The organism is Dyadobacter sp. CY312 (genome assembly GCF_021390535.1).
GTDB lineage: Bacteria > Bacteroidota > Bacteroidia > Cytophagales > Spirosomataceae > Dyadobacter.
This window is the reverse complement of record NZ_JAJUXG010000063.1, coordinates 1-590: the sequence shown is the minus strand read 5'-3', so window position 1 is coordinate 590 and position 590 is coordinate 1. Positions and strand designations below refer to the sequence as shown.

2 protein-coding genes are annotated in these 590 nt (G+C 47.3%); both read left to right on the top strand.

Annotated elements, in window-relative coordinates:
• The coding region (locus LZG71_RS30405) for an antirestriction protein ArdA (protein WP_233827044.1) at window positions 1-222 on the top strand (222 nt) is incomplete at its 5' end.
• 109 nt (window positions 223-331) lie between these two features.
• Window positions 332-590: hypothetical protein (locus LZG71_RS30400; protein WP_233827042.1), on the top strand; the 259-nt coding region annotated here is incomplete at its 3' end.

The window sequence follows — 590 nt, the reverse complement described above, 5'->3', positions numbered from 1 at the left end:
GATGAGCAGCTGCAAAATTTCGATGAATGCTACCAGGGGTATTTTGCAGGATCGATGACGGACCCTGAACTGGAGTATGCATATGAATATGTCGATCAGACAGGACTGCTCTCAGAAGTATCTCCGACCATTCAAAGATACTTCGACTATGAGGCGTTTGCCAGAGACCTTTTCATGGATGGTTACACCCAGATTGATGGTCATGTCTTCTCAGACTACTGAGACAAAAGGGCTTCGGCCCTTTTTTTGTCTTGTATTTTTTCAATGCATCAGCTGACGGTGGAAAAAGCCGGAAAATCCTCTGTCAGCTAGATTATACAAGAGGCCGGCCATGTCAGGCTGCTACCGGTATGGTCGGGTAATTACCTCCCCGGTTAAATGCTCACAGGGGGACCTGCCCGAAATCGCCTTAGGATACAATCAGGCTGAACACATTGCGTATTTTCACAATCTGTGTGCGCAACGCACGGGCCGGTTGTCACCATGTCCGGATGCTTCGCGGCTGGTAATGATTCCTTCTCCGGCAGGCAAACACGCAGAAAAGAGGATAGTTGTTAGATGTAAAACTGATACTGTGATGAAAGAAAAAA